The following is an 8,742-nucleotide window of genomic DNA, read 5'->3' on the forward strand; positions in this document are numbered from 1 at the left end:
AACAAAAAACCATATTTCCTATGTACAGAACCCATACGTGCGGCTGTCTGAGAGCCGACGACGTAAACCGAACCGTCACCTTAGCCGGGTGGGTGCAGAAAGTCCGCAACCTCGGCGCCATGACCTTCATCGACCTCAGGGACCGTTACGGAATCACGCAGATCGTGGTCGAGGAGCACTCGCCCGCCGAAGCCCGCGAAACGGCCTGCAAGCTGGGCCGCGAATGGGTCGTTCAGGTGACCGGCAAGGTCGTCGAACGTTCGTCGAAGAACCCCAAGATGGCCACGGGCGACATCGAGGTGGCAGCCGAGAAGGTCGTCGTGCTCCATGAGGCCGAAGTTCCTCCCTTCACCATCGAGGAGACGTCGGACGGCGGCGACGACCTGCGCATGAAATACCGCTATCTCGACTTGCGGCGTCCGCCCCTGCAGCGCAACATGATCCTGCGGCACAAGATGGCGCAGGAGATCCGCCGCTTCCTCGACTCGGAGGGCTTCCTCGAAATCGAAACCCCCTATCTGGTCAACTCGACGCCCGAAGGCGCCCGCGACTTCGTGGTTCCCAGCCGCATGAGTCCCAACCAGTTCTATGCCCTGCCCCAGTCGCCGCAGACCCTCAAGCAGCTGCTCATGGTGGCCGGATACGACAAATATTTCCAGATCGTGCGCTGCTTCCGCGACGAGGACCTGCGCGCCGACCGTCAGCCCGAATTCACACAGATCGACTGCGAAATGTCGTTCGTCGAACAGGAGGACGTGCTGGAGATCTTCGAACGCTGGGCCAAGCACATGTTCAAGGAGGTGATGGACATCGAACTGACCGAACCGCTGCGCCGCATGCCGTGGATCGAGGCGATGGAGAAATACGGTTCGGACAAACCCGACCTGCGCTTCGGCATGGAGTTCGCCGACATCACCGATCTGGCGAAAGGCCACGGTTTTTCGGTTTTCGACGATGCAGAATACGTCACCGGATTCGCCGCAACGGGCTGCGCCGTCTACACGCGCAAGCAGATCGACGCCCTGACGGAGTTCGTCAAGCGCCAGCAGATCGGCGCCAAGGGGCTGATCTGGATCCGCGTCGAGGAGTCCGGCGTGAAATCTTCGATCGACAAGTTCTACACGCCCGACGAGGTCCGCGCGATGGCCGACCGCTGCGGCGCCAAGGCCGGAGACATGGTCTTCATCCTCTGCGGCAAGAAGTTCAAGACGCTGACGCAGCTCTGCGCCCTGCGTCTGGAAGTGGCCCAGCAGCTGGGACTGCGCGACCCGAAAAAGTTCGCGCCGCTCTGGATCGTGGACTTCCCGCTCTTCGAGTGGGACGACGAGACGCAGCGCTATTACGCCATGCACCATCCCTTCACCTCGCCCAAGCTGGAGGACGTACAGTATATAGACAGCGACCCCGGCCGCGTACGCGCCAACGCCTACGACTTCGTCTGCAACGGCACCGAGATCGGCGGCGGTTCGATCCGTATCCACGACTCGAAACTGCAGGCCAAAATGTTCGAGGTGCTGGGCTTCACGGCCGAAGAGGCTCAGGTGCGCTTCGGCTTCCTGATGGACGCCTTCAAGTTCGGCGCGCCCCCTCACGGCGGTCTCGCCTTCGGCTTCGACCGGTTGTGTTCGCTGTTCGGCGGCTCGGATTCGATCCGCGACTACATCGCCTTCCCGAAGAACAACGCCGGCCGCGACGTGATGCTCGACGCACCGGGCTGCATCGACCAAGCCCAGCTGGACGAATTGTGCCTCTCGCTGGTGAAACCCGCCGAGAAATAACCGGAATCCGGAACAGACGATACCCACGGGGCGCCGCTCGATCGCGGCGCTCCGTTTTTCGTCCCCGCTTTTCGCGGCACCGCATTTGCCTATCCGGGGAAAAATACCTATTTTTGAATCGCAAAACACATTTCGAACCATGTCAGCACCCTTAGCCGAACGCCTGCGCCCGAAGACCATCGACGATTACATCGGTCAGGAACATCTCGTGGGCAAAAACGGGGTGTTCCGCAAATTCTTCGAGACGGGCAACGTGCCGTCGTTCATCCTGTGGGGACCTCCGGGCGTGGGCAAGACCACGCTGGCGAAGATCGTCGCCACGCAACTCGAACGCCCCTTCTTCACCCTTTCGGCCGTCACATCGGGCGTGAAGGACGTGCGCGAGGTGATCGAGTCGGCCAAGAAACAGCGTTTCTTCGACGCCAAGCCGCCGTTCCTGTTCATCGACGAAATCCACCGCTTCAACAAATCGCAGCAGGATTCGCTGCTGGGCGCCGTCGAGCAGGGCACCGTGACGCTGATCGGCGCCACGACCGAAAACCCCTCGTTCGAAGTGATCTCGCCGCTGCTGAGCCGCTGTCAGGTCTACATTCTCCGCCCGATGGAGGACAAGGACCTGCAGACGCTGCTGGACCGTGCGCTCACGACCGACGCGGAACTCAAGGCCCGCGAAGTCGAAGTCCGGCAGACCGGCGCGCTCTTCAAATTCTCAGGCGGCGACGCCCGCAAACTGCTCAACATCCTCGACATCCTCGCCGGGGCGACCGACGGCAAGCTGACCATCACCGACCAATACGTCACCGACTGTCTCCAGCAGAATATCGCACTGTACGACAAAAACGGCGAACAGCATTACGACGTCATCTCGGCCTTCATCAAGTCGGTGCGGGGCAGCGACCCCAACGCCGCGATCTACTACCTCGCGCGCATGCTGGCCGGGGGCGAGGAGCCGCGCTTTCTGGCCCGGCGGCTGGTGATCCTCGCTTCGGAAGACATCGGACTGGCGAACCCCAACGCCCTGCTGCTGGCCAACGCCTGCTTCGACACGGTGCACAAGATCGGCATGCCCGAAGCGCGCATCACGCTGGCCGAGACGACGATCTACCTCGCCACCAGTCCCAAGAGCAACTCGGCCTACATGGCGATCAACAAGGCGATGTCGCTGGTCGAACACGACACCACCAACCGCCCCGTGCCGCTGCACCTACGCAACGCCCCGACCAAGCTAATGGACAAGGCGGGCTACGGCAAAGGCTACAAATACGCCCACGATTTCGCAGGCAACTTCGCCGAACAGGAATTTCTGCCCGACACGCTGGCGGGCACCAAATTCTACGAACCCAACACCGGCAACGCGACCGAAGCGAAAATCGCCGAACGCATGCGCGAACTCTGGCGCGACAAATACAAGTAAATGAAAAAGATCGGCATCATATCCGACACGCACGGCACCTTCGACGGCACGCTGCGGGAATTCCTCAAGGACGTCGATGAAATCTGGCACGCGGGCGACATCGGGTCGCTCGAACTGGCCGACGCCATCGCCGCGTTCAAGCCCCTGCGGGCCGTATCGGGCAACATCGACGGCGGCCTTACGCGCCGCGTATACCCCGATTTCCTCTCGTTCGAATGCGAAGGGGTCCGGGTCCTGATGACCCACATCGGCGGCTACCCGCGCCGCTACGACCCGCGCGCCGTGGCGAAGATCCAGTCCCTGCGCCCGAAACTCTTCATCGCCGGACACTCGCACATCCTCAAAGTCGCCTACGACCCGGTTTACGACCTGCTGCACGTCAATCCCGGCGCCGCCGGAGAGTACGGGTTCCACAAAGTCCGCACCGCCGTGCGACTGGTCATCGACGGCGCCGACATGCGCGACATGGAGGTCGGCGAATGGCCGCGGAGATAGCAGGAGCGGGAACAAAATATGCGGCGTGATGACGCCGCATATTTTGTTACTACTTGACAAGTCCGCCGCCTAACGGCCCCATCCGAAACGCAATCCGACAGAGAACCCGCCGAAAAAGCCCTCGTTAGCGAGCAAGGGTTCAGAATCATATCCGAAATTCCAAGAGGCGAAATCACCGATATACCGCGCAGCAACCTCCAGATAAAGGTTGCGGGATACCCGGAAATCAAGTCCCAAGGCGAGACTGACGACCGGAGCCGCCAAGCCTTCGCGGCTCTTCCCGACATCCGTCAGAATCGAAGCCGTATAGACATTCACGCCCAAACCTCCGCGCACGAAATAGAACGATCCCATACGCTGAATGTAAAAACGGCGCTCGTAATGCGGAATCACCGCGAAAATATCGACTGAGGTACCCGGATCTGCTCTTCTTTCGGAAGCGGAAGCACTCTCCAGACTGCGATAGGCCAACTCGGCATGAATGCCGTTCCTGCCGTCGAAAAAATAGGCATACGAAACCGTCGCCCCGTGCGTATGCACATATGTATTCGAAAGGAAATCGTACGTCGCACCCAGCATGTGCGGCAAGGCGGGCGCTTTCAGTCCGAAACGGGTCTCGGCCGGTTTCAGTTTGTCGTTCGGCGTACGCACCACCCGCTCGTCGCCGATTTCAAGATAATCGACTTGGGTCACGGGAATAAAATGCGACGTTTCGGGGTCGTCCGCAGGAAAAAAGAAAACGTTGCCGGCCCGGTTGCTCGAATCGGAAACCTTACATTCGATCACACGGCCGTCTTTGGTGTGAATCCGGTCCTGAGCCATACACGCACAGCCCGCAGACAAAAACAAGAACGCAAAAAAGAACTTTATCATTTTCAAGAGGGATTGATGGGATATACAAATATATTATAATTATCGGATACTTTGCCGCTTTTAACGTCCGAAAAGCATAATCCGGCAAAAATTTATTATATTTGGACCATATCCTGCGCAAACAGGCATGGAGGACGGCCGGGTTATTCCGTAGCATTTATCCCGCTACCGCAGGGGAATTACAGATGTCGCCCGGCATACCCGCGTCCCCGGAACACCCGATTCGATCCCGAAGGGTAGGGGATCATCATTTATTTAACCAATATCGGTATGATAAGAAAATCCTATTTCAAATTCGCAGCTCTCCTGAGCATGTGTATCGCTGCCGCCTGCAGCGACGACGACCCCGGAAAAGGAGGGGGGGGGAAACTGAGGTAAAGGTCCCCGAAAATGCGGTCGATCTCTCCGCCGCCGGAACCGCAAACTGCTACATCGTAAAACCGGGCGGCACGGTCGTGTTCGACGCGCAGTACAAAGGCAACTCCACGACCGAAAGCATCGGCAATCCCGTCACTGCCGAACTCGTCTGGCAAGACGCCAAAAATCTGATTCAGGACATCTATTACGTCTCCAAGGAGAAAAAAATCGTCGCCGTGACCGCTCCGGGCACAAGCGGCAACGCCGTCGTCGCGGCCTGCGGCGCCGACGGAGAGATACTCTGGAGCTGGCACCTGTGGATCGCCGACTACGATCCCGCCGCATCGCTCTACACCACCCCGGCCAACGCTTCGGGCACGACATGGACCTTCATGGACCGCAACGTCGGCGCCACGACCAACGCCCCCGACAGCTTCGACTGCCACGGCATGATCTACCAGTGGGGACGCAAAGACCCCTTCACCTCGGCCGGAACGTTCACCATAATCAACGAGGATTACAGCTATCAGGTGGACGGCGAACGCCCCATTTACAACATCCTCAACGAAGAACTTCCCAAAATGCGCACCCGCGCCGAATACCACGGAACGATCGCAAAGTCGCTCCGCAATCCGGCGGTATTCTATGCCATGACTTACAATTTCACCGGAGAAACGGATGAATACGGACAGGAAATCGTGCTGAACGACTACCGGACCAAAGACTGGACCGACGTTTCGAACGACGATTACTGGGGCGGCGTATCGGGCAAGAAAACCATCTACGACCCCTGTCCCGTCGGCTACAAGGTGCCGACCTGCGACAAGGACGGAAATACGCCCTATGCGTGGCTGGTTTACGCCGACATGACGTGGGACGACACCAACCACGGCGCCACGCAGAACGGCCAGTGGTTCCCCGCCGCCGGCACGCGCGTCTACGCATCGGGCGGACTCGACCATCAGGAGCTGAATCCCTACGGCGGCATGTGGATCGGCACCGCGGGAAAAGCCAGCGCCAACATCGAGGAATACCCCGAACTCTACGGCCAGTACATGTTCATCGTCAACGGCAAACGGACCTTTAAAGTGAGCAAGGACGCCCGTTCGCAAGGCATGTCGATGCGCTGCGTAAAAGAGTAAAAACCCTTTCAGAACACGATACGGACCGTTTCAGGCAGGAACGGTCCGTGTTTTTTCAGGGGCAAGACGTTCAGAGACAGCCGAATATGGAAGGCCAAATAACTTAACATAATATTTACCACATGTACGTCGTTAGTTAGTCGAAGAATCAGAAGTTGAAATTATTAATTTTATGACGACGCAACATGCAAATCAAGATCTCGAAGACGCTCGAGGCTATCATAGCCCGGGCGGCATTTAATACGACCAAGGCCGGTCTCGACCACTCGCTCAAAGACTTTCTCACGCTGGAACTGCTCCGCGAGGAGGGATCGCTCGCCTACCAGCTTTTATCCTCCCGTCTCAAGGACTGGGAACTCTACCAGATACGCCTGCGCATCGAACGCGAAATGCTCGCCGGGCAGCAGAGCACGACCCAATCCCCAGAAGAGTTCTACCGCGCCTTCACCGAAGAGCTGCGGGCCTGTTCGGGCGCCGCACGGAGCGTTTCGACGGCCCACGCGCTGCGGGCCATCGTCGGCGACCGCACGACGGCTACCTCGCGCGTACTGGAGATGTACGGCATAACGGGTACGGTAGTGGACGAAGACCTCAAGAAGTTCGCCGTGGGCGACGACTTCCGCACCGAAATTCAGGTGCACATGCTCGACTTCAACGAAGAGAACAAACCCGAAGAGAAAACCTCGTCGCACCTGCTCGACAAATTCGGCGTGAACCTCACGCGCATGGCCCGCGAAGGCAAAATCGACCCCGTCGTGGGGCGCGAGCAGGAGATCGAGCGCGTAGTCCAGATTCTTTCGCGCCGCAAGAAGAACAATCCGATCCTGATCGGCGAAGCCGGCGTGGGCAAGAGCGCCATCGTCGAGGGACTCGCCCTGCGCATCGCACGCGGCGAAGTGCCCTACACCATCGCCGACAAGACGCTCTTCTCGCTCGACGTCTCGTCGCTGGTGGCCGGCACGAAATTCCGCGGCGAATTCGAAGAGCGCATGCAGCAGCTGCTCGACGAACTGCGCAAGGCCAAGGATACGATCATCTTCATCGACGAGATACACACCATCGTGGGTGCAGGCTCGACGCAGGGCAGTCTCGACACGGCCAACATCCTCAAACCGGCGCTGGCGCGCGGCGAACTGCAGACCATCGGCGCCACCACGCTCGACGAGTACCGCGAGAACATCGAGAGCGACTCGGCCCTCGAACGCCGCTTCCAGAAGGTCGTAGTGGAGCCTACTACGCCCGATCAGACGCTCCAAATCCTGCGCAACATCGCGCCCCACTACGAACGCCACCACAAGGTGCGCTATACGGAGGAGGCCCTGCAGGCGTGCGTGACCCTCACGGGCCGCTACATCACCGACCGCTTCTTCCCCGACAAGGCCATCGACGTCATGGACGAAGCTGGCTCGCGCATACACCTGCAGTCGGCGCGCGAACCGGCCGAGCTGCGCGAAATGGAGACGGCGCTCACCGACGCGCAGCGCGAACGCCGCGAAGCGGTCGAAGCGCTGGTCTACGAAAAAGCCGCCTCGGCGCGGATGCGCGAAATCGCGCTCCGCTCCAAACTGGGCGAAACCCGTGCCGAATGGCAGCGGTCGCTGGAGACCAACCCCGTAGAGGTCACTGCGGAACACATCCAGCAGGTCATCACCTCGATCACGGGTATTCCCGCCGAACGGATATCGGGCGGCGAGATGACGCGCCTGCAGATGCTCTACGACCACCTCGCACGCCGCGTGGTGGGACAGCAGGAGGCCGTGGAGAAGATCGCCCGCACGATCCGCCGCTCGCGCGCCGGACTCAAGGACGAAAACCGTCCGATCGGCGTCTTCCTCTTCGTGGGTCCCACGGGCGTGGGCAAGACCCTGCTGGCCAAGGAGGTCTCGAAGTGGCTGTTCGACGAGCACCGGGGGCTGATCCGCATCGACATGAGCGAATACGGCGAGAAGCACAACGTCGCACGTCTGATCGGCTCCCCTCCGGGATACGTCGGTTACGGCGAGGGCGGCCAGCTCACCGAAGCGGTCCGCCGCCAGCCCTACTCCGTGGTGCTGTTCGACGAGATCGAGAAGGCGCACCCCGAAGTCTTCAACTCCATGCTGCAGATCTTCGACGAGGGACACCTCACCGACGGTTCGGGCCGCAGGGTGGACTTCCGCAACACGATCATCATCATGACCTCGAACGTCGGGTCGCGCAACGTGGTCCAGAAATCGGTGCAGGTGGGTTACAGCACCGTCTCGAAGAGCGCCACGGCGGTCGCCGCCCCGCAGTGCGAGTACCGCAAAGCCCTCGAACAGACCTTTGCGCCGGAGTTCCTCAACCGCATCGACGACATCGTGCTGTTCCGCACGCTGGAGCTCTCCGACGTGGAGCGGATCATCGAGCTGGAGCTGCAGGGACTCTTCGAGCACACGCGCCGGCTGGGCTACAAGGTGAAGATCACCGACGGAGCCAAACGCCGTCTGGCAGCCATGGGCTACGAATCGCGCTATGGCGTACGTTCGCTCAAGCGCACACTGATGGACAACGTCGAGGAACCGCTCTCGACCCTGATTATCGACGGCAAGTTGCACGAAGGCGACACGGTCGTCGTCGAATCGGGCAAGCCGCACGGCGTCCGGATACGCGTGGCATGACAGACGGTCGATTTCCCATCTTCCCGTTGAAAGAGACCGGTTTC

6 protein-coding genes are annotated in these 8,742 nt (G+C 60.0%); 5 read left to right on the plus strand and 1 reads right to left on the minus strand.

The annotated features are described in order from the left end of the window. Positions 1–20 precede the first annotated feature (20 nt). From aspS to HMPREF9720_RS12050, 3 genes are all read left to right on the plus strand, one after another. A complete protein-coding gene (gene aspS / locus HMPREF9720_RS12040) occupies positions 21–1,778 on the plus strand; it encodes an aspartate--tRNA ligase (protein WP_009598649.1) in 1,758 nt (585 codons plus the stop codon). Positions 1,779–1,917: 139 nt separating this feature from the next. After that, on the plus strand, positions 1,918–3,192 hold the full coding sequence (locus HMPREF9720_RS12045; protein ID WP_009598594.1) for a replication-associated recombination protein A: 1,275 nt from the start codon (positions 1,918–1,920) through the stop codon (positions 3,190–3,192). After that, entirely contained in the window at positions 3,193–3,687 is a 495-nt protein-coding gene (locus tag HMPREF9720_RS12050) for a metallophosphoesterase family protein (protein ID WP_009598657.1), read from the plus strand. A 69-nt stretch (positions 3,688–3,756) separates the two neighbouring features. Here HMPREF9720_RS12050 and HMPREF9720_RS12055 read toward each other — a convergent pair whose 3' ends face one another. Continuing rightward, the gene (locus tag HMPREF9720_RS12055; RefSeq protein ID WP_009598605.1) at positions 3,757–4,509 is read right to left on the minus strand and encodes a hypothetical protein; all 753 of its coding nucleotides are present in this window, start codon (positions 4,507–4,509) and stop codon (positions 3,757–3,759) included. A gap of 506 nt (positions 4,510–5,015) precedes the next feature. Here HMPREF9720_RS12055 and HMPREF9720_RS12060 point away from each other — a divergent pair. Both HMPREF9720_RS12060 and HMPREF9720_RS12065 read left to right on the plus strand, forming a co-directional pair. Continuing rightward, the gene (locus HMPREF9720_RS12060; RefSeq protein WP_139022497.1) at positions 5,016–6,059 is read left to right on the plus strand and encodes a hypothetical protein; all 1,044 of its coding nucleotides are present in this window, start codon (positions 5,016–5,018) and stop codon (positions 6,057–6,059) included. A gap of 185 nt (positions 6,060–6,244) precedes the next feature. Then, positions 6,245–8,698, plus strand: a complete 2,454-nt coding sequence (locus HMPREF9720_RS12065) for an ATP-dependent Clp protease ATP-binding subunit (protein WP_009598585.1) — start codon at positions 6,245–6,247, stop codon at positions 8,696–8,698. The last annotated feature ends 44 nt before the right edge of the window (positions 8,699–8,742 follow it).

This window comes from Alistipes sp. HGB5 (assembly GCF_000183485.2).
Taxonomy (GTDB): Bacteria; Bacteroidota; Bacteroidia; order Bacteroidales; family Rikenellaceae; genus Alistipes; species Alistipes finegoldii.